The 21,506-nt window shown below is 65.9% G+C and carries 12 protein-coding genes; 9 read left to right on the top strand and 3 right to left on the bottom strand.

The annotated features are described in order from the left end of the window. The first annotated feature begins 41 nt into the window (after positions 1–41). Genes dpdE through dpdD form a run of 8 tightly spaced genes read left to right on the top strand, consistent with a single transcriptional unit; the run spans position 42 to position 17,964 of the window. Positions 42–3,287, top strand: coding sequence for a protein DpdE (gene dpdE, locus COC42_RS18055; RefSeq protein ID WP_096341772.1), 3,246 nt, complete (start codon positions 42–44; stop codon positions 3,285–3,287). A gap of 5 nt (positions 3,288–3,292) precedes the next feature. Then, positions 3,293–5,872, top strand: a complete 2,580-nt coding sequence (gene dpdF / locus COC42_RS02965; RefSeq protein ID WP_176484543.1) for a protein DpdF — start codon at positions 3,293–3,295, stop codon at positions 5,870–5,872. Beyond that, the gene (gene dpdG / locus COC42_RS02960; RefSeq protein WP_096341770.1) at positions 5,869–6,771 is read left to right on the top strand and encodes a protein DpdG; all 903 of its coding nucleotides are present in this window, start codon (positions 5,869–5,871) and stop codon (positions 6,769–6,771) included. The genes dpdF and dpdG overlap by 4 nt, the downstream gene beginning before the upstream one ends. Then, positions 6,771–9,887 (top strand): protein DpdH, encoded by a 3,117-nt coding sequence (dpdH, locus tag COC42_RS02955; protein WP_096341769.1) that lies wholly within the window; start codon positions 6,771–6,773, stop codon positions 9,885–9,887. The genes dpdG and dpdH overlap by 1 nt, the downstream gene beginning before the upstream one ends. After that, the gene (locus tag COC42_RS02950; RefSeq protein ID WP_096341768.1) at positions 9,884–10,618 is read left to right on the top strand and encodes a hypothetical protein; all 735 of its coding nucleotides are present in this window, start codon (positions 9,884–9,886) and stop codon (positions 10,616–10,618) included. Before dpdH ends, COC42_RS02950 begins: the two co-directional genes overlap by 4 nt. After that, the gene (gene dpdJ, locus COC42_RS02945; protein ID WP_176484542.1) at positions 10,605–15,158 is read left to right on the top strand and encodes a protein DpdJ; all 4,554 of its coding nucleotides are present in this window, start codon (positions 10,605–10,607) and stop codon (positions 15,156–15,158) included. The genes COC42_RS02950 and dpdJ overlap by 14 nt, the downstream gene beginning before the upstream one ends. Next, complete coding sequence (gene dpdK / locus COC42_RS02940) at positions 15,155–15,694, top strand: phospholipase D-like domain-containing protein DpdK (protein ID WP_096341766.1); 540 nt, start codon at positions 15,155–15,157, stop codon at positions 15,692–15,694. Before dpdJ ends, dpdK begins: the two co-directional genes overlap by 4 nt. Continuing rightward, complete coding sequence (gene dpdD / locus COC42_RS02935; protein WP_096341765.1) at positions 15,691–17,964, top strand: protein DpdD; 2,274 nt, start codon at positions 15,691–15,693, stop codon at positions 17,962–17,964. Before dpdK ends, dpdD begins: the two co-directional genes overlap by 4 nt. A 140-nt stretch (positions 17,965–18,104) precedes the next feature. On the opposite strand, the gene COC42_RS02930 is transcribed toward dpdD, so the two are convergent. Further along, a complete protein-coding gene (locus COC42_RS02930) occupies positions 18,105–18,431 on the bottom strand; it encodes a helix-turn-helix domain-containing protein (RefSeq protein WP_096341764.1) in 327 nt (108 codons plus the stop codon). Beyond that, positions 18,406–18,795, bottom strand: a complete 390-nt coding sequence (locus COC42_RS02925) for a type II toxin-antitoxin system RelE/ParE family toxin (protein ID WP_096341763.1) — start codon at positions 18,793–18,795, stop codon at positions 18,406–18,408. Before COC42_RS02925 ends, COC42_RS02930 begins: the two co-directional genes overlap by 26 nt. A 247-nt stretch (positions 18,796–19,042) precedes the next feature. On the opposite strand from COC42_RS02925, the gene COC42_RS02920 reads away from it, so the two are divergent. Next, on the top strand, positions 19,043–19,240 hold the full coding sequence (locus COC42_RS02920) for a hypothetical protein (protein WP_096341762.1): 198 nt from the start codon (positions 19,043–19,045) through the stop codon (positions 19,238–19,240). A 5-nt stretch (positions 19,241–19,245) separates the two neighbouring features. On the opposite strand, the gene rlxS is transcribed toward COC42_RS02920, so the two are convergent. Next, entirely contained in the window at positions 19,246–21,219 is a 1,974-nt protein-coding gene (gene rlxS / locus COC42_RS02915) for a relaxase/mobilization nuclease RlxS (RefSeq protein ID WP_096341761.1), read from the bottom strand. Positions 21,220–21,506: the final 287 nt, after the last annotated feature.

The raw sequence follows: 21,506 nt of genomic DNA, 5'->3' as shown, positions 1-21,506 counted from the left end.
CAACGATGATGGCATAAGAGGATCGAATAGCGGGGGAATCAGTGTTCGTTCGGTCGACCGGGGGGCAGTATGCATCGCTGGGAATTGGCAAGCAGATCGATCGAAGCGGGTCTTTCTGCGCGGTCGAGTATTTCGATTCGCCGACTTCCGAGCCGGTCGTCCATGAGATCGAACACGATCTGATCGAGCGGGTAACGCTCGCCGAGCAGACCCGCGTCTATCATTTCGACGAGGCAGCCGGCGCGTGGGAGATCGGTCGGCTGCTCGACGATCATGGCGACAGCCAGCTCATCCAGTTTCCGAATGGCAAGGCGAAGCACCTGAAGCTCGAGGCCGTGTTCGTGCGCTGGGCTCGCCCCATCGAGGATCCGACACCGTTTCTCGCCAACCGGATCAATGAGAGCCCGCGCTTCTCCGATGGACGAAGCACCTTCATCCGCTCGCAGACGCGCCAGCGGGCAGCATCGATGGGCATGTCGGCGCTCCTGGCGTCGGCAGTCGAACTCGAGGCGCACCAGATCGAGGTGGTGCGACGCATCCTTCAGGATCCGGTTCAGCGGTATCTGCTCGCGGACGAGGTCGGCCTCGGCAAGACGATCGAGGCCGGCGTGCTGATCCGTCAGTGTATCCTCGACGCGCAGCAGAGGTGCAGCATCCTCGTGATCGTGCCTGCGGCGTTGGTCGGTCAGTGGCGGAGCGAGCTTGCGGGCAAGTTCTTCCTCGAGCGCTGCCTCGATCGCAACCTCCATGTGGTCGCCCTCGACGACGACGACCGCATCCGCGCGCTCCTGCCAAAGGCGACGATGCTGGTCATCGACGAAGCGCACCATCTGACCGAGCGAAAGGCGGGCGGCGTCGGCGGGATTTACGCAGACGTCGCGGCTGCGGCCCCGGCGATCGACCGGGTCTTGCTCCTGTCGGCGACGCCAGCCCTGCACAATGAACGCGGCTTCCTCGAAATGCTGCACTTGCTCGACGCTGCCACTTATCCGCTCGGCGGCGAGGATGCGTTTCGTCGCAAGGTCGAGAGCCGCCAGGCGCTGGCGGAGATCGTCGCGGGCCTGACGCCCGAAAATGCGATGTACCTGGACTATACGATCGACCAGTTGGCGGCTCTCTTCCCCGATGATGAACTGCTGCAGGAGCATGCGAGCGACCTGCGCGGCGTCATCGACACGATGCCGGAGCCCGACGATCCTGCCCTCATCGAGGCGATCGGACGGCTTCACGCCCATTTGAGCGAAGTCTACCGGCTGCATCGCCGCATTCTGCGTCATCGACGGCGGAGTATCGGAGGGCTGACGCCCGACCGAGCCGGCGCCGAGATCGTCCGATATCGCAGCAGAGATCGTGCCGCGCTGACCGTGGCCATCGATGACTGGCGGTTCGACGAGGCCATCAAGCTCGACGCGGCAGGCTCGGAGAAACTTTGGGGCGATCGTGTGCGCGCCTTCTGGCAGGTGCTCGACCGGGCCTCGCAATATCCGAGTTCCGGCCCGGGGATGATCGGATTCCTGGCTCGCCAGGCGGCGATGATCGGCGATCCCGAACGCTTTGCGGAGATCAATCGGTGCCTGGGACGTGCCGGGCTGTTCGAAGACCGCGCGGAGGCGCTGCTCGGCGCGCTGGCGTCCCTCGTGCGCAGCCACGCACAGTGCGTGATCTTTTGCTCCGACGCCAAGACCGCGGATGCGCTCGCGAAGCGTATCCGGGATGAGTTCAGGATTACGGTCGATCGGCACGATCCACAGGACGATGCGTGGACAGCGTTCGCCGGAGCCGCCGATCACCCGGTGCTCGTCTGCGATCGCCGCGCCGAGGAAGGCCTCAACCTCCAAGGCGGGAAGAAGGTGGTCGTCCACTATGACGTGCCGCTCAATCCGAACCGGATTGAGCAGCGGCTCGGACGGGCGGACCGCTACGGATCGGGCGAGGCGGTGCGCTCGCTGGTGCTGGCCTGCGAGGACGACCCCCTGGAAATGGCCTGGGTCGGCTATCTCAATACCGCCCTCAGAGTATTCGACCGGTCGGTTGCGAGTCTTCAATATCTGATCGAGCAGACGGTGCGCGACATAGCCCGCGCGCTCTTCACCGACGGGGCCGAGGCCCTCGCCGATCTCACCGAGAGCAGCGCCGGCGAGCAGGGCCTCATCGAGCGCGAGATCAAATCGATCGACCAACAGGACGCGCTCGACGCGCTCGGCACGCCTCCGACCGACCTGGTCGATGAGCTTTCCGAACTCGATGAGGATTGGCAGTCGATCGCCAGCGATACGGCGATCTGGCTCGAGCAGACACTGCAGTTCGGCCGCGCGGACGAGGCGGGCCCGGTTGCGGCGGCGGGCATGGCGGCACCGTTCCGCTACGTCTATTCGACCTCGAACCGGCATACGCTCATTCCGTTACCTGCCTTTATGGCGCAGTGTGCGGAGGCGCTCGATCTGCGGCCCGGGCCGAGGCTCGGGCGGGCGATCCGGACCATCCCCTACACATTCCGCAGGCGCACCGCGCTCAATCGTGCGGCCCGCGTCAACGGCGTTGGTCTGCTCCGCTACGGCGACGCTTTGATCAGCGGCATGACTGCGCTCACGCAAGCCGATGATCGGGGGCGGTCTTTCGCGATGTGGCGCTTCGCGCCGGACCATGTCGGCGACCCGCTCGCAGAATTCTTCTTTCGCTTCGACTTCGTCCTGGAGGTCGATACCGCGGCGGCGGACGAGGTGCTGGCGGCCCATGAGCGCGATACGAGCGCGGCCCGGGCGGCACTCGGTCGGCGCGGCGACATGGCCCTTGCGCCCTTCTATCGCTCGATCTGGCTCGATCGCGAGCTGGCGCCGGTGAAGGATGAGGCGCTGCTCGCGCGCTTGGGTCGCCCCTATGGTGTCGAGCCGGACCGTAGCGGCGCCGTCGATCTCAATTTGAACGTCAGGCGTTGGCAGCGCCTGCTGCAAATGCAGCTGCCGGAGCTCGCCTATTGGGGAGAGCTTTGCGGAAAGGCGCGTGTGACGGCAGAGGAGGTGCTTCGTGGCGACCCCGAGCTGGTCGCGAGCCTTGGCCAGGCAGAGCAGCGCGCGGCCCGCGTCGATCAGGGGCGGCTCGGGCAATTGCGAGCCCGGGCCCGAGCCGGTGCGACCGAAGCGGAAAGCGCCGAGCTTGCATTCGAGGAGCAGCTCGCCGCCGCGGTGCGAGCCGGGATCAACGCCCCGCGTGTGCGGCTCGATACGATCGGCGCGATCTTCATATCGGCGAGCCGATCGGCGACCGACCGAATTTCGGGCGGCATCTAATGGCGGTGCATGATTTCGGCAGTCTGCAGGACATTCTGCTCGACCTCACCAAGCTTGAGGCCGAGCCGCCAGCCGCCGATGGCCTTTTCGACAGGCTGACCCAGATTCTTCTCGCGTCTCGGGCGTCGGGACGGCTGCACAGTCTACCCGACGCGATGGCGCTTTTCCGGCACGTGCTGCGCCGGCAGTCGCTGCGCGCGGGTCAGCAGGCGCAGTTGCGCGTTCCGTCTGGCGCCGGTTGGCCCAGCCGAGATGATTGGGCGGTGTTCGGCATTCGGGCGCACAGCGAAGCAAACGGACATTTCCTGGTCGAAGCGCGGCCGTGGCGCGCGGCCTGGCTCGAGGACAGCGACAATCCGGTCTTCGAGGATGTCTTCGCCGAGCGGAATGTGCGGCTCGACTGGCAGCGGCCGATCGATCCGTTTCTTGGCGAGGCGAGCGGTTTCGACACCTATGTGTCTCCAGGTCAGCGCGAAGCCGTGCGCAGCGCGTTTCTGCTGCCGCCCGGAGAGACCTTGGTGGTCGCTCTGCCGACCGGGTCGGGCAAGAGTTTCGTCGCCCAGGCTCCGGTGCTCGCGCGAGGCCTTGAAGGCGGTCTGTCGCTCTGTGTCGTGCCGACGACCGCGCTGGTGCTCGACCAGGCGCGGCAAATGAAGCAGATGCTCAAGCGCCGCTTTCCCCGCCGCGAAGTGCCCGCGCTTGCCTGGCATGCCGGTCTCGGCGCGGAGGAGCGCGCCGCGATCAAGACCGCCATCCGTGAGGGCCGCCAAGGCATTCTCTATTGTTCGCCAGAGGCGGTGACGGGCGCGCTGCTGCCCTCGCTTTACGATGCGGCGCGCGCCGGGCTGATCTCCTACCTTATCGTCGACGAAGCCCATCTGGTGAGCCAATGGGGCGATGGGTTCCGCCCCGCCTTTCAGATGCTGGCGGGCGTGCGCCGCGGATTGCTCGCGGCGTGCCCCGGCGGCCGGCGGTTCAGGACGATCCTTATGTCGGCGACCCTGACGCCCGACACGGTGGAAACGATCGACGCACTGTTCGGGCCGGCGCGCACGGTCCAGATGGTCGCCTCGGTCCATCTTCGGCCGGAACCGCAATATTGGGTGCACCGCGAAGACGATCCCGACGAGAAGGATCGGAAAGTCCTCGAACTCCTCAGCCACGCGCCGCGGCCATTCATCCTCTACGTGACCAAGCGCAGCGACGCAAAGCGATGGGTGAGATTGCTGCGCGGCAAGGGCTATGCGCGGATCGACTGCTTTCATGGCGAGACAGCCGATGCCGATCGACGTCGCATCATCGACCAATGGTCCGAAAACCGCCTCGATGGGATCGTCGCGACCTCGGCTTTCGGAGTGGGCATCGACAAGCGCGACGTTCGCACGGTCATCCATGCCGCCGTGCCCGAGACGCTCGATCGCTTCTACCAGGAAGTGGGACGCGGCGGGCGCGATGGCTGTCCGTCGACCTCGTTCCTGATCTACTCGAGCCAAGATCAGGAGACCGCGAATCAGATCGCGTCGCCGACCCTGATCAGCGACGATCTCGCGTTCGAGCGGTGGTCGACCATGTATGGTCGCAGCACGCAGCTCGACACGATCGGGCAGCTGCTCGAGGTGGATCTGGCCGTCGTGCCTCCGCGGCTGCGGCGGCAGTCTGACTACAACCAGTCCTGGAACATGCGCACGCTGATCATGATGGCGCGAGCCGGCGTGCTTGGCCTTGAATCGCAGCCTCCGGCCCGCATCGCGCAGCAAGAGGAGGAGAGCGAAGCAGCGTTCGAGCTCCGCAGCGATGAGCATTGGTCGGAATATTTCCAACGCACCGTCGTCGGCCTGGCGGAGTTGGGGCATCTCAGCCGCGAACGGTTCGTCGCGCGGATCGGTCAGGAACGGCAGCGTTCGTTCGATGCGGCGACCGAAAACCGTGAACTGCTGGACAAGCTGCTGAGCGGGTCGACCGAGGTTTCGTTGCTGCTCGACCGGCTCTATCGCAGCAACGCGCCGGGGCGCTCGGTGATCGTGTCGCGAGCGTGCGGGGGATGTCCGGTGCATCGCCGCGCGGGGACGGCTGACACCGACTATTCGGCGCCGCCCGCCTACGGGATCGAGCAGGTCGGCCGGTTCGACCTCGGCCTCTTTGCCGGCCGTTTCCCGCAGCTCGACTTGAACGAGCCGATCATCCTGGCTGTCGACGATCCGGTCGACGATGCTGCGGTCGTCGGCCTGCTGCGCGATTTCGTCGCGATGTTCGGCGTGCGCGAGATCGCGACCTCCGCGGCATTTCGCCAGCGCAATCCGGCGCTGTCGGCCTTGCACAAGCAGAGCGAGGATCATGTGCTGTTGCTGCAGACGCTCGAAGAAGAAGTGCTTCGCCCCTCGTCCTACGAGCTTCCCCGGGTGACGCTCTGGACGGACGCGACGGGTGCGACACTGCCGAAACATCTATTCATCATGAAGCGACCGCTGCATGTCATCATGGCATCGGCCTCGACGCCGGATCCATGGAACTTCGCGCGCCGCATTGCCGACACCGGTTCCAATGTGCTGGCGGTCGATCAATTCAAGCTCGGAGCGCGTCTGTGAGTATCCTCAACCAAGCCAGCGACGGGCTGTTCAACGTCCTGATCGTGCTGGTTCGCGCGCTCGTCCGCTTCGGGCCAAAGAGTCGCGAGGATCTGATCCTTGCATGTGGCGGCGCCGCCGACGCGTTCGATACCAGCCAGTTGACGAGAACGCTGAATCGCTGGACCGAACTTGGTCTGTTCGGTGAGGAAGACGGGTCCGTTATCATTGCCGAGCCGTACCGCTCTGCGCTCGGCAAGAATGCCGACGAGGCAGAAGCCCGCCTCCCGAAAGTGGCGCGGACGGTGGCGTTGCAGCCTGCAAACAACGCGCGTTTCTGGGAGAGCGAGGGCGCCAAGAGCGCGGACCTGTCGCGCGGCGTGGCCTGGATGCTCGCCCAGGACGTCTATACGCTCGATGTCAATTCAGACCGTCTGGCTGAACTGGAGGGGCGGCAGTTGGTCGATAGCGGCGCGCAGAAGATCGCCCAGAACAATACGCGCTGGAACGGCCTCAAGACCTGGATGCTGTATCTGGGGTTCGCCCGCGACGGTATGCAGTGGGTCGTCGACCCGACGCAGGCGCTGCGCGAGGCGCTCCCCGAGATATTCGGATCGAACCGGGAATTGTCCGCTCCCGCTTTCGTGGAGCGGGCGGCGGGGGTGCTGCCGGTCCTCGACGGGGGCGCCTATCGGGTCCAGGTCGAGGCCGCATTGAAGGAGAGCGCCTGGCCCCGGCTGCGTACCGGCCTCGTCTCCTCGTCGCTGTCGCGGGCGATCCAGCGCCTTGATCGTGAGGGGTTGATCACGCTTTCGAGCAGAAGCGACACCGAAGGCGTCGTGTCGCTCACCGGCAGCAATGCGCGCATCTGGCAAGACGTGTCGCATGTGGCCCTGGTGCAGACAGGAAAGGTGCGCTGATGCTCGAGAGATATTGGCCGGAGGCCGACGAGGTCAACGCGTGCATCAAGAACGAGGCCGAAACCGCGGATGTGTCGGTCCTGCTGGCGGTTCATCAGCCGGCCCCGCTCACGACGCGCAATGCCGGTACGAACATCGAGGCCCAGGCAAGCGAGCAGGAACTGCTCGATGCTTTTCTGTCCGACGACGTGCCGGGCGGATATCTGCTGTTCCCGATCACCGGCCCTTCGGGCGTCGGCAAGTCGCACATCATTCGCTGGCTCGACGCGCAGCTTCAGCGCTCGCCCAAGCGCGAGCGTCTCCACATCATCCGTATTCCCAAGAGCGCGAGCCTCCGACGCGTTGTCGAGCTCATCCTCGAACCGCTGGAAGGCGATCCGCGCTTCGAAAAGTCGCGATCGGAACTGACGCGCGCGGTCGCCGAGGTCGACAAGCGCAAGGCCGTGGTGCTGTTCCGCGCGCAGATCGAAAATGCGCTGGCGAGCCGAGCAGAGTCGCTCCTGCTGGAGGCCCGCGAACATAAGGACCGGGCAGCGGAGTTGCGACCGCTGATCGGGCATGCCCAGATGCTGCCCAAGCTGTTCGGGGACGCGGCGCTCAAGGACCATTTCGACGAGACCGTCCTCGCCCGGGTCGTAGCGCGCGCTCTGCGGGGCCGGGAGGATGGCGCGGAGGGAGACGAGACCCAATCGCAATTCTTCGCCGAGGATCTGCTTCTCCCAGACACGATCGATCTCAACGAAGCGGCGCTGCCGGTAAAGACCTACTATCAGACCCAACTCGCGGTCCAGGATGTGCGCCGCCGCCAGGCCGCGGCCGACCTGCTCAACACGATCGTGGACACCGCGATCGGCAATGTCTTCCAGCTCGAGCAGAGCACCGGTGGGATCACCTTGCAGGACATCATCCTGGGAATCCGTGAGATCCTGCTCAAGGACGATATGGACCTGGTGCTGCTCGTCGAGGATTTTGCCGCGCTGTCGGGTATTCAGGATGTGCTGCTCAAGGTCTGCGTGCAGGAAGGCACCCATGACGGCAAGAAGGTGCGCGCCACCATGCGCACGGCGCTCGCGCTCACCGATGGCTATCTCGCCTCGCGCGACACGATCCTGACGCGGGCGCAACGCGTCTGGGTGATCGGCCACCGCGAGCAGAGCGACGACGAGATCAAGGGTGCCGTGATCGAAATGGTCGGCGCCTATCTGAATGCGGCCCGCTGGGGTGAAGACGGCCTGCGCAAACGCTTCGATCGCCGCGGTGCCGACGACGGGCTCACCGGCTGGTTGCCGGCCTGGCAGGACGAAGAGCAGAGCGACGAAGAAGCCGAGGCGCTAACGGCCTTTGGCTTCTCCGCGCGCGGACATGCGCTGTTTCCGTTCAACCGTCTGGCGATCGAGCAACTCGTCCAGCGGCATCTGACAGAGGCAAACCGGCTCATCTTCAACCCGCGCCGGGTGATCAACGAGATCCTTCGCCGTCCGCTGCTCATGCGGGGCACGTTCGTCAGCGGAAATTTCCCGCCGCCTGAATTCCACGGGCTGCGCCCGAACGTGTATCTCGCGGGGCTGGTCCGGCAGGCAAGCCAGCCCGAGCCCGTCAAGCGGCGTCTGGCTTCCGCCCTGGCCGTGTGGGCCGGCAATGCGGCGGATAAGGCTGCGCTTGCCCATGTGCCGCCGGCGATCTTCTCGACCTTTTCGCTGCCGACCCCGGCCGAACTCGCCAATGTGCCGTTCGTCCCGACACCCAGTCCGCCCACCTCGCCGGCAGCGCCGGCCCTCGGAGAGACTCCGCCATCTGCGGCTCCTGCTCCTGCGTCGGCACGAGCAGAGCAGGATCCGCGTGCCGCGGACTGGTCGAAGAAGCTGGATGCTTGGGCGTCGGGCACAGAATTGGTTCAGGCTGACGCGCGCGAGCTGCGAAGCGCCTTGGCGGCGATGCTGAAGGGCGCGATCAATTGGCCGGCGCTTCGCATTCCGGATCAGGAGATCAAGGCCACCTGGCTCTCGATCGCCGGGGCGCGCAACAATCCGGTCGGCGGGCGCATCCTTGTGGTTTGCGATAGCCACGACGACGAGGACGGAACGCTGCGCGAAGGCTTTCTCGGTGCGCTGCGGTTCGGCTTCAACGGTCATCGCTGGGATTATCCTGAGGCAGATCTCGACTATGTTGCGAGCGCTGCGATCGTCGATCGTCTGGTCGCGCAGTTGGTCCCGATGCTCGTTGCGGAAGCAAATGCGCAGACAGCGGTGATCGGCCGTGCGCTGCTCAATCAATCGCGGATCGTGGGGCTGTCCCCTCCGGTGCGGCCGGCTGGCGCCGAATCGCTTCTGCGCGGGCTGTTCGCGGCGCCGCCGCAGGTTGAGACGCAAGCCTTCGAAGAAGGTTGGGATCAGCTTCGCGCCCAGGCGACAGGGTCGGTCAATGGCCGGAGCACGCGCACGATCCTGCAGGAGCTGCTGCTCGATCGCAGCGCCAGCTTCCAGGGCGCCGGGAGCAAGCCCTTCGCGGTTGACAGCCCCCGGCTGCTCGACGTGCTTGCCGGAGATCCGCCGGCGGGGCTCCCGGAAGGATTGCCGGACGAGGCGCGGACCTTCATTCCAGCCATGACCGACGCGCGCATCTGGGGAAGGCTCCAGGCGGTCATCGCCAAGCTTCGTGCCTTCCGCAGCGAGATCGCGGATTATGTCGACGAGAGCTTCGACAAGAGCGCTTTCGTTGCTGACCTGCGCGAAATCATCCCGCTGCTGCAGAAGACCAACTGCTGGCCTGCCAATGTCGCGATCAAGCTCAGCGAGTTCGAGATTCGCCTGACAGAGTTCCAGACCAGCCGCTTCGTCGAGTTGGTGGATAAGACGGCGACGATCGTCGACGAAGCGGATCGCGAGCAGATCCCCAAATTGCTCAATGCGCTTGGATCGCTCGACCTCGGATTGATCCAGCGCACCATGTCGTTTCTGACTATCGCAAACGACATCGTATCGCAGGCGGAGCCCCGCGTCACGCTGCAGGAGTCGGTTCGGGGCCAATCGGACCCCAACGCTGTTGCCGCGGAGATCACCAGCCTGCTCGAAGGCGTGAGCGGAACGCCGCACGTAGCAGCGGAGGCCGCCGTATGAGCACCTCGCTTCCTGCTCGCGCCAAGGCGCTTCGCGAACGGCTGGTTGTGCTCGACCGGCTTGGCGCGAATGTCGAGGAGACCGGGCTGCTCGAGGACCTGCGCTCGGACCTTGCGCTGCCCGCAGCCGAACTCAGCCGCGCCCTCGACCAGCGTGCGCTGCTGTTCGGTTCGGGCATCGAAACGCCCGAGCCGTCCTCCCTCGAGACGGCGCGCAAACGGGCCGCGGCGCTTCTCGGCCGCTTTACCGCTGAACGAAAGGCGGCCGCGCTCAAGAAGGGCACCGGTTGGGCCAATCTGCTCAAGGAGATCAAGGCGGCCTCCACGGATGTCTCCGCGTCCGTCGTGCGGGCCTGGAAGGGATATCGGCAAACCGTGTTCACCGGCGAAGCTCCGGCATTGGTGAAAGGCCGCATCGCCTTCACGCCGACGAACAATGCCGCGTTCAAGACCTATGAACAGCTCCACCAGGCGTTCCGAGCCGAATTCGACAAATTCCCTGCGGACCAGGCAGCGATCGAGCGTGTGAAGGCACTGGCCGCACGCCTGACCGAGACGGCGAAGGCGTTCGACTTCGACGTTCCGGCCGACGTGAAGCGCTTCCTCGAGGCCATCCAGAGCGGGGGAGCGAAGCTCGACCTGCTGACCGAAGCGGTCCGCGAATGGCTCAACGCGAATGATGCGTTCGACAACTACCGTATCGTGCCGCGGAGTGCAGATGGAAGCCGATGAAGCCCTGCTGCTCGCCGCGCTGGATAAGATCGAGCAACGTGAAGCCCGGCTCCTGACATGGGGTCTGGTCGACGGTCACGTCTCGGCGGGCGAGCTGTATGGCATAGTCGATGCACTGCTCGACGATCCGAGACTGGGCGCCGGGGTTTCGTTCGCGGACGCCGGTCAGGTCATCGCCGCGCTGATCGATCGTGCCCTGCTGTTCGACATCGGCGAGGAATCGGGCTCGCAATATCGGTCGCGGATGGCGGAAGGCGTGCGGCTCCTGTTCCGGCTGCGCCAGCTCTTTCCTCAGCATCGCGGCCCGATCGGCTGGCAGACCGCGCCAACCCTCGTCGCCGACTTCCGCTTCATCTGGCGGCGGCGCCGCTACCCGCGGCGCGAGATCGACGCCGCAACGGCGCTCGCCGGCATCGCGGCGGCGACGCCCGATCAGGCCGCACGGGCTGCCCTGTCGGCGCTCATCGACAGCTATGGGCCCCGGTTTGCGCTGGCAGGCTTTCAAGTCGCGGCAGCAGCGCGGATTTTGGGGAGCTTCGAGGGCTCGCAATCGACGGCCACACTGGTCAGCTCCGGCACCGGCAGCGGCAAGACCTTGGCCTTCTACCTGCCCGCGCTGTCGCGCGTCGCCTCGCACATCCAGCGCGATGCCGTCGACGACCGGTGGGTCAAGGTCCTCGCGCTCTACCCGCGAAACGAACTGCTGAAGGATCAGTTCGCCGAGGTCTATGGCCAGGCGCGCCGTCTCGACGCGTCGCTCGCGGCGCGCGGACGCAGGAAGATCCTGATCGGCACGTTCTTCGGTCCGACGCCCCGATCGGCCGAGAAAGCGCATGAGGCGCGCAGCGGCTGGCGGCAAACGTCTGCCGGTCTCGTCTGCGAGTATCTTCGCTGTCCGTCGCCGGACTGCGACGGCGACATGGCGTGGCGCGAGACGGACCGCCGCGCCCGGCGTGAGCGGCTCGAATGCCTCGAATGCTCCGCCGTCATCGAAAGCGACGAAATCATCCTCACCCGCGAGCGGCTTCAGACGGAGGCGCCCGACATCCTCTTCACCACCACCGAAATGCTCAACCAGCGTATGGGGGACGACCGTTTCCGGCATCTGTTCGGGATCGGCGAGCGGGCGCAGCGGCCGGTGGAGATGATGCTGCTGGACGAGGTTCACACCTATGCCGGCAGTTCGGGTGCGCAGGTCGCCTTCCTCTTGCGCCGCTGGCGGCGGCTGCTCTGGCGGCATGTCAGCTTTGTCGGTCTGTCCGCCACGCTCAAGGACGGCGCGCGCTTCTTCGCGCAGTTGACCGGCCTATACGAACAAGCGTCGGTCGAAATCGCCCCTTCCAATAGCGACATGATCGCGGAAGGCGCCGAGTACCTGCTCGCGCTGCGGGGCGACCCCGTGTCGCGCACCGCACTGCTGTCGACGACGATCCAGACGGGGATGCTCCTTTCCCGGCTTCTCGACGCGCCGGATGAACGCAAGAGCCGGGGCATCATCGGGGAACGTGTGTTCCTGTTCACCGACGACATCGATGTTACCAACCGCATGTATTTCGCCATGCTCGATGCCGAGGGCCGACGGAGCAGCGGCGTACCCGACTTGGCGAGCAAGCCGGATGGCGGCTTGGCCTCGCTGCGCCGTCCGCTGCCGGTCCAGCATCGCAAGCTGCATGGGCAGGATTGGGAGGCCGTGGTCGAGATCGGCCACAGTCTCCAACCGCAGGACCGCAAGTCGGTTGGGCGGGTGATGTCGTTGGACCCTGGGGTCGGGAATAATCTCGACATCATCGTCGCGACCGCCTCGCTCGAGGTAGGGTTCAACGATCCCCGGGTGGGTGCGGTCATCCAGCACAAGGCACCGCGCGATGTCGCGCAGTTCCTGCAGCGTAAGGGCCGCGCCGGCCGATCGCGCCGGATGCGACCATGGACGGTTGCGGTGCTGTCCGACTATGGCCGGGACCGTCTCGCCTATCAGGGCTATGACCTGCTGTTCGACCCCGAGTTGCCGGTGCGTACGCTGCCGATCGCCAATCGTTATGTGATGCGCATCCAGGCGGTCTATGCGACGCTCGACTATCTCAGCCAGATGCTGGGCTCTTCGCGCCAGGGGAGCGTGTGGCTGGACCTGTCGAGCAGTACCGACAACAATTATCAGCGGGCGCGGCAGACAGCGCTCGCCGGCCTGATCCGCCGCATCCTCACCATTCCGGCCGAACTCGACCGCTATACGTCCTATCTCGCCTTGGCGCTCAAGGTCGATGAAGGCGCGGTCACACCGTTGCTCTGGGACCACCCACGGCCGCTGATGACGCAGGTTCTGCCGACTGCGCTTCGCCGGCTCGAGAGCAACTGGCGCGCCTGGGGCCAGCCCGGCGAGGACCATCAGGTCTTCAACTCGCCTTTGCCCGAGTTCGCGCCAGCCAACCTGTTCAGCGATCTCAACCTCCCGGAGGTCGACATCGTCTTGCCGCAGCCCGGCAGCGCAACGCCCGAGCGGGTTGCCATGCCGATCGCGAAGGCGCTTCGCGAGTTCGCCCCGGGCCGGGTCTCGCGGCGATACGGCATCAGCCATGCGTTCGAGCGGCACTGGTTATGCCCGGCGCTCGACCAGAATCGCGAGCAGGCCGTGCCGCTCGAGCCGTTCGCCCGTCTTGATCCTCTCGGCGATTGGCGCATCGATGTTGCCGGTTCGGTGCGGCTGGTGCCCGTCTATCGGCCGCGGGTTCTCGAAGTTCAGCCCCCTCCGGGCACTGTCGTCGATACGTCCAACGCCCGGCTTCGCTGGCGTAGTCAGCTTGTCGCGCGCGATCAGGGCATGGCGCTCGATCCGCCGCGCGGCAGCCCCTGGACATCGCTGATCGGGGACGTGCGGTTCTACACCCACGAGGGACTGAGCCCGATCGAGGTCCGCCGGATGGCGCTTGGGAGCGACGCGGGCATTCGCTTCCGCGACGGCGGATCGCTCACCAAGGAGTTCCGCTTCGAGGTGGGGGGAGAGGCAGCCGCGCTCGGGTTCGGTCTCGCGGTCGACGCGATGTGCCTCCGTCTGCGGTTCCCCGATGCCTTGTGGTCCAACCTCGGACCGGACTCGGACCCGCGCTATCGGGCGATGCGCACCGCGCGATTCCACCATCAGGCATTGCACGGGCCCCTCGGCGAACGGGTGGACAATCCATTCGCGCGCGAGTGGCTGGCGCATTTGATGCTCGCAGCCCTCAGCAACGAAGCGATGGCGCGTGGGATCTCGTTGCGGGAAGCGGCCACACGCTTGGCGGACGGGAGCGCCGAACTCACGCTCGATCAGACGCTCAACATCCTGTTTCAGTCGGCAATCGTCGATGATGCCAATGCCCAGGGCAACCAGCAGGACAAGCTGCGTCAGGATCTGGCCGGCTTCATCGCCGACGGGCAAGTGGTGGCCAGCCTGTTTGACCTGGCTGCGATCCTATGGACGCCGATCGACGCGAGCTGGGAGCCATGGCTGCGCGAGCGATATGCTTCGACCGTCGGCGCGGCTGCGCTCAGCGCCATTACCAGCCTATGTCCGCAGATCGACGGCGACAGTCTGATCCTCGATGTGACGGCGGGCCCGCGGGAAGAGGATGACGTGCTCGCCGGCGCGCCCGATAGCGAGATCTGGATCAGCGAGATGACGCCAGGCGGCAATGGGCAGATCGAAGAGGCGCAACGTCAATATGTCGAGGACCCGCGACGGTTCTTCAGCCTGATGACGGCGGCGCTGCGCGACAATGACTTCTCTCTCAGCGATTATCAACTCGGTCGCTTCCTCGCCTCGGTCGTGGAGGGCGATACCGACGATCCATTGCCGACCGCGACGCGTGCGTTCCGGCATGCCTCGGGCGCGGAGGAAAGCCATGCGAGTTTCACCGCGTTACGTCACGCGCTCGCAGAGGAAGGTTTCGTCACCTTTCACGCGTTCATCGTTGCGCTCGCCAACCGTATCCTCCGGCCCGGATCGAGCAGCGACAGCGACGCGTTCTTCCTCGATGCGGTGCGGCTGTGGGACGCCGAGGAAGCGCGGCTCGGCATCGAACTGGATGCCCGCGTGCTCGCCTATCGCTTGGCGCGCTCCGACGATATCGATGCGGCGCTTGCCCTCGCTGGCATCGATCCGCCGACGGTCAATCCGGATCAGTGGCGATTCGGCGTGGTCTACGGACTGCTGTGGCCGCGCGGCGCGCACATTCGGCAATCGGGCCTCCGGCCCTATTCGCCATTTGCCGATCTGCCGTCGCCTGATCCGCTGCTGTTGCGGACCTATCTGGCGGAGGATGCTGCGCTGATCGATCTCGAGTCTGACGGTTGGCAGGGTCTTTGCCTCGATCGTCTGGCCGACGTCGGCGCGGCGACTTTGGTCTGCCCGATGGCGGCTTCGTCGCTTTTGGCAGACGCGCTGAGCTTCCTAGCGACCAACCCGGTGCAGTCGGCCTATCTATCGGTCTTTGCCCGCGTTCAGGCGGTGCGGCGGGTGGAGAACGCCTTCCACGTCGATCTCGATGTCGCGGAGGCGGTGCAATGAGCTTCGAGACACGACGGATCTTCAAGAGCGCGGTGACCAGCCAGAATCTCATCCGCGAGCTGCTGCAGATGATGTTCCTCGGCGAGCTCCTCGCACCGGGCGGAGAGCGCGCCTGGCTGGTCAGCCCCTGGATCAGCAACGTGGTGCTATTCGACAATCGGGCGGGCGGTTTCGGTTCGATCAACCCGGAGTGGGGTAGCCGCGAGATCAGATTGGTGGACGTTCTGACCGACGTCATGGCGCGCGGTACGGCGCTCGGCATCGCGACGAGCCTGGACGGTCACAACGATCCGCTCATCGATGCGCTCGCCACGGCGGCCGACGAGGCCGGCCTCGGCGACAAATTGTGCGTCGTCCGGCGTCAGCATCTTCACATCAAGGGCGTGTTGCTCAAGCGAGGTCTGCTCACCGGGTCGATGAACCTCACCTACAACGGCCTCGAATTGAACGACGAGATGGTGGTCTACGACACGACGCCGAAGACGCTCGCCGAAGCGCGAATCAATTTCGAATCCTATGTGGGCACGGCCGCATGATCGAGGATCTGCCCGCGCGTGAGCAAGAATGGCTGGAACGCTTCTTCGCATCTCCCAACGAGCTGAGCTGGACATCGCTCGTCGACGGATCGGCGCCTACGGAACGGGCGGATCAGGTTCGGCGGTGGCTCGCGCATCTCGGCATTGGGCGGACCAACGCGCCGCTCATTCTTCCGTTCGTGCGCGGCGGGGAAGTCACCGGGTGGTATGCCACCACGCAGGGCTCCGCCGGCGGATATGAGCTCGGGGACGAGCTCAATGCATGGCTCGGGCCGACCTGGCTGAGCCGCTTCGAGCGAGTGCCGAGCGATGCAGCCGACCCGATGGCGGCGGCGCTTCGCAGCCGCTTCGGTGGAACCGTCTATCGCTTCACAGGTCCCGATGCCGCGGCGATGCGAACGATCGCTGCGCGCTTGAACGATTTTGCCGCACTGCTCGAACGAAGGCCGCGAGTGACACGCGCGCGGATCCGCCCGGTCGGCGCGATCCGTGGCGACTTCGAACGGGCGCTGCTGGCCGGCGACGAGACGCAAGCCGAGGCAATGATCGCCGAGTTGAAGCAGACAGGACGCCTCAACGAGGAGAACCTCAAATATCTCGACGTGCGGCTGAGCGCTGGTCTTGGCCTCTGGCCGCAGATTGCGCGCGATCACTGGCTCATCAAGACACTCGCGGATCTCGCACTTCCGCCGCAGATTCTCGCGGATCTGATCGAGGCACTCTACCGCACCTATGTCGACGAGGCCGAAGCGAGTGGCGATCCGGCCGCTCTGCGCGAAGCCTTCGCGGTTCACGTCGCGACACCGTATCCCAAATTGTTTGCGTCGCGTCGGGGCATTCGTGCGCCACGCGTGGTCAAGGCGTTTGCGCTGTTCGAGCAGCTGCAACCCAGTCCCGATCCGACGATCGTCGCTTCGCTCCTCGCGCTGTTACCTGCGGGTACGGACATGGCGGTGTTCGAGTCGGTGCCTGTCGCAGAGCCCACACCCGCATCTGCCACGACGTTGGACGAAGCGGACGAAGCCTTCGACGATGGGCAGATCGATCGTGCCTTCGAATTCTACATGCGGCTGCCGCCGAGCAGGAAGGCCATCAGCAGATTGGTGTCCTGCGTGGGCACGATCGGGACCGACGAAGCTCGGGATCGTCTCCTTACGTTACTGGAAGATTCCGATCCGGCGATCCTCGATTCCCTGGCGCCCGCCGTCGCGGCGAAAATCGAGAGCCTGAAGCAGTCGCAGGCCGACGATGCCGCGCCCGGACAAGCCGAACCGACGAGCGCAGCCGCGGTAAATCCCTGGTTGCGGTGGGCGGAACAGTTGCGGGCAGGCCAAAATCTCCCCGCCGCCGAGCGCGATGCGCAATCTGCTCCGACGACTTGGGACGCGTCAGAGGTCAGAGACAGCGGCCCGCTCGCGCAGCAGTTCGCCGATATAGTCGGTGGTCTCGACGGCGAGGCCGGTTTGATCTCTCGTGCTGCCGTTCCGCAGATCTTCGCGAGCTTCTTCCCCGATGACGCGAAGGTGTCACCGGCAGCCAAGCCGATCGCATCTCTGCTGTTTCTACTGATCGCGATGGACGATGCACTGTCGCGAGCGGATCTGGACCTGCTCGCCCAATTGACGAGCTTGCAGATCGAGCAAGGGCTGTCGTCGTCGGAATATGTGTCGCTGATGGGTGACCTCGAAGATGTGCAGAAGCGCATCGGGTCCTACGCCTATCTGCCATGGAGCCTCGATGTCAGTGAGGCACTCGCGATCCTGCCGAGTCCCTCGGATCAGGCGCGCGACGCCAGGCTGAGGCTGTTTCTGCAGGTGCTCGGCCAAGCGACCACCTTTGCCCACCGGCTCGTCCCCGCCGATCTCGTGCCGATCGAAACGCTGGCGAAGGATTATGGGGTCGGGCCGGAGGCGGTCAGTGCGCTGACGCGCGAGGCACAGGGGGATGACACGACATCAGCTGTGGTGACGAGCCTCAAGGACAAGACGATCGGCATCTACACGCTGGCGGAGGCCGCCGGCAGCCGGGCGAAGGCGGCGCTGGAGGAGCTATTCCCCGGCTGCAAGGTCGTCGTGAACTCGGATCTGGTGGCAACGGCGCAGCTTACCAGCCTAGCCAAGGCCGCCGACTTGTTCGTGTTCGCGTGGAAGAGCAGCAGCCACCAAGCATTCTACTGCGTGAAGGATGCGCTGGCCGGCAGGGAGCCGATCTGGGCGCCGGGCAAGGGAACGGCCAGCATCTTGCGAGCCATCTTGGACCATCTCGGGTAATCGCCGCTGCCGCTTTGCGATGATGTCAAACGACATACACGGACGAGAGAACCGGCCACTCAAGCACGCTCAACCTTGGGAGGGGGCGCGTAGCCCACCCGCTCTGGTGGTCTCTTTGACGCGCAGTAGATCCGATCGATTTACGCGATAGCCTGCAACCCCTTGTTCTTGACCAGGTTCAGCAACTTCAACGAGGGGCCATCCGGCCGCTTCTCGCCCCGCTCCCATTTGCTGACCGCATCCTTTCGGACATTGAGGTAATGGGCGAAGACCGGCTGGGAGACATTCTCGCGCTCGCGCAGCGCACGAATCTCCTCCGGCGCGAGCGGCTCGACCGGGCTGAGAAAGAGCGCGTCGAATTCGCGCATAGTGGCCTTGTCGATCAGGCCCGCGCCATGGAGCCCCGCTGCAGTCTCATGGACCGACGCGAGAATAGAGCTCTCAGCTTTCCTGCGCTTCGTCGTCATCTTCCACCTTCACAAACTCGCCCGCGGTAATGCCCTTGTCGATATCGGCATCCGACAGGGCCAGCAGCACCTCGGCGAGCTTCCTCAACGCCTTCAGCTCCTTGGCGGTGACGTTCGCCTTCTCGTTCTTGGCAAAGCCATGGGCGAAGAAGCTGTGCCCGCCGACCTTGAACAGAATGATCGTCCGAAACCCGCCTGACTTTCCTCCACCGGCCCGGGCGACCCGCTGCTTGTAGACGTGCCCGCCGAGATCGGCATCGAATTCTCCGGCCGCCACTTCGACGGCCGCCTTCGCAAGGCTGACATCCGTGAGGCCCGCCTTGCGGGCGAAGCGCGCGAACGCCTTGGTCATCAGCACCGTCATGGGCGCGTCCGGCCGTCATTGCGATTCATAGTATAGTCCTTAGAGCTATGGTATTCAAGGGGAGCGGAAGCATTATTGGGTCATTCAGGCGCGGCGCGCGCGACGCCGTCAAGCACCGCTTCTTGCGGGTCAACCAGGGCGCGGTTCGCGCGCCTTCAAGCGCAGCCGGACTTGCCATTCGTTCTTATAATGTTCTAACTCCGGTCCGACGCCCCTTGTGGCGATTCGTTCTATCCTGGAGCTCGCTATGCAGCATGACGTCTGCCTGCGCGCCGCCGCGCGTGCGATCTACGATGCCTGTTTTCCGACGGAAGAGCTGGCGCCGGTCGGTTTCGAAGAGGCCGAGCGATACGGCACCATCCACTATCGCCGTGCGGTCGAAGCCGCACAGAACGCGCGCGAGCATCTGCTGTACGACCGCGAGGCGCAGCCGAGCCTGTTTTAGGTCGGTCACGAGATCACCGGTCCGCTCCTGCCGCGGCCGATCGTCCAGCTGACGCCGTCGCCCCGAACGCGGCCGGACACCGTCTTGCCGACATGCCGGTCGAGCACGGGACGCCAGGGCACCAGCGTGAACTCACGGCTCTTCTCGATGAGCGCGTGACGCCCGCTCAGAAGCTCGACCGGGCGGCGGTAGATACCTTCGACGCGGGCGCCTTCCGGCGTCTCGCGGAAGGGCAGCCCGAGCTCGTCGGAAAGCTGCGCCGCGACACGAAGTAACTCGCGCCGCCGCAGCGCGTCGATCAGGCCCGGCGCGAAGGCGGCACCGTTCGCCTGCTCCTCGGCAAGACCCTGCGCGATCAGCCATTGTCGGCGCTGGTGCTGCGCCTCGCGCACTGCCTGCCCGAACCCGGCTTCGCGCAGCGGCTCGGGCGAGGACGTGACGAGCTCGCGATCGAGCCACGTCGCGGCATCGGCCCCGGCCAGCCGCTCGAGCGGCTCGGCGGACAGCGTCTCGACGTGGACCGGGGCTTCCCCGGCGCGGGCCGCCTCGTAGGCGGCGGCGCGGTCAAGATGATCGGGCGCGATGGTCCAGCTGCCGTCGCTCAAACGCTCCACCGCGCCGGACCTGCGCCGCATCGCTTCGAGCCGGCGGACATGCGTCTCGGCGAACGCCTCGGTCGCGGTCGGATCATGGCGCAGATGCGCGTCGATCGTATAGCGCCCGCCATTGGCGGCGGCGACCGCGGCGATGGTCCGATCGACCTCCCGGACCGCCGGCCGCTCTGGGGCGATCCGGACGATCGCACCGGCCGGCAGCGGCGCCAGCGCCTCGCCCTTGCCGATGTCGACATAATGGGCGCGGCCGTCGGTCGCCTCGACCAGCAGGTAGTGGCGATCCTTGTGCTCGTCCGACAGGCCGCGCTCGAGGACGCGGCCGATGATCGGCCGCGCGTCTCGGGCGGCGGGCTCGAAGATCGCGAGATCGGCCGCGGCCGGCGCGATGCCGCGCGCGGTATAGGCGCGCTGCAGGGTGCGAATGATGTCGCCGCGCTCGCCCATTCGGCGCAGCGTATCCTCGATGCCCTCGGCGAGACGCCAGCGTCCCTCGGGCAGGCGTTCCGCCAGCCCCAGCCGGGCCAGCGTTCCCAGGCGGCCCACCTGCAGGCTCTGCTGGAACGGCTCGCGCGCCGATGCGGCGACGACACGGTCGGCGTCCATCGCGCCGATCAGCCGGCGGTCGATGCTGGTCAGCCGTTCCTGGTCGATCTCGGCGCGCAGCCGCGCCTCGATGTCGCGGTCGCTGCGCGGGCCAAGGTCGAGGTCGACGAGTTCGGCCGCGCGCTCGCGGATGCCGCGGGTCAGATAGTCGGGCGCGATAACGAGATCGCGGCCGCGCTCGTCCTTCCCGCGCACGATGACATGGGTGTGCGGATGGCCGGTGTTGAAGTGATCGACCGCCACCCAGTCGAGCGTCGTGCCGAGGTCCTGTTCGAGCCGCGCCATCAGCCGTCGGGCCAGGTCCTTGAGGTCGGCATATTGATCGCCGTCCTCGGGCGAGACGATGAAGCGGAACTGATGGCGGTCGTCGGCCTGTCGATCGAGCCAGTTCTTGCCGTCGACGGTGTCCGCGTCGCGACCATAGAGTTCGCCCGGCCGGCCGTCGCGGGTCACGCCGTCGCGCTGGACATAGCGCAGGTGCGCGCGGGCGCCGGCGAAGCCCTTGCCGGCGAGCTTCGCCAGCCGCGCTTTGACGATGACGCGGCGCTGGCGAAAAGCGGCGTACCGGTCGCGCCGGGCGAGCAGCCGTCCGACGCCGGCGCCGCGGCCGATCCGGGTGGCCGAATAGGAGCCGCTTCGGCCCGGGCCACCGCGCGCGAGGTTGGTCGCCGCGAGCACGCGCGAAAGATAGGTCCGGCCGCGCTTGCCGCCGCGGCTGCGAATGCGGCCGAGCCGCGGCTCGAAGTCGTCTTCTGTCGCCATGGGTCGATCCCGCTTGGCGCCCCGCGGCAATCATGCCTTGCGCGCAGCCCGGTGAAAACCGGTGCCGCTGGAACTGGCGGATTTCTGCGGTTTCCCGCGCCGACGGCACTGCCCGCCAGGCGGCAGTGCCGCTCATTCTTCCGAAAAACGATGTGCAGACAGACACTTACGGCACCAGGGGTGCCGGTGCTTTATCTTGCCTTACGCGGCTCCCCGCCTGAATCCCTTCTTCCGCCCGTTTTGGCCATCCCGACGCCCGCTGATGTCGCCCGAGCCGAGGCAAAAAG

It is taken from the genome of Sphingomonas spermidinifaciens (assembly GCF_002351485.1).
Taxonomy (GTDB): domain Bacteria; phylum Pseudomonadota; class Alphaproteobacteria; order Sphingomonadales; family Sphingomonadaceae; genus Sphingomonas; species Sphingomonas spermidinifaciens.
The sequence above is the reverse complement of the archived record's forward strand: the minus strand, read 5'-3'. Positions and strand labels throughout refer to the sequence as shown.